General features: G+C 19.4%; 1 protein-coding gene. It reads left to right on the top strand.

Annotated features, from left to right (window positions below; genetic code table 11):
• The first annotated feature begins 293 nt into the window (after positions 1-293).
• Complete coding sequence (locus LUA84_RS03270; protein WP_231434422.1) at positions 294-455, top strand: MoaD/ThiS family protein; 162 nt, start codon at positions 294-296, stop codon at positions 453-455.
• The last annotated feature ends 111 nt before the right edge of the window (positions 456-566 follow it).

Below are 566 nucleotides of genomic sequence, written 5' to 3' on the forward strand. Positions count from 1 at the left end.
TGGCAATTGATAATCAGTTATATTTAAATATAATGTATAATATACATAACTTACATTATATTGATATGGATTTGGATGAAANNNAATATTTCATTGGCATATTTTCTGAACTACTTAAATTTTTGCTAAACAATTTATAAAAAATTATATAAAATATTACAAAAAATATTACTGTAAACACAATAAATGTTATTATATCTTCTTTTTTCATTTAAAATTTTTTAAGAATAAAACTTAAAAAATATTAATGAAAAAAATAAGAGTATTTATTGAAAGATAGTTTACTGAGAATGATGATTGAATTTAATGGAAATACTGTAAAAGATTTACTAAATATGCTAAACTTAGATTCTTCAAGATTTATTGTTGTAAAAAATGNNGAAATTGTAACAGAAGATGATATAATAAAAGANGGGGATTATATAAAAANNNTGGATTCTGTTTCTGGAGGATAAACTTATAATATCTAAAATATTTTTCTATTTTATGTTTGGCCCATTTTATTTAGATTATTATTCAATAACTAAAAAATATGAAAATCTTGAGGAATTAGATTACAAAAAGGC

Source organism: Candidatus Nanopusillus massiliensis (assembly GCF_920984865.1).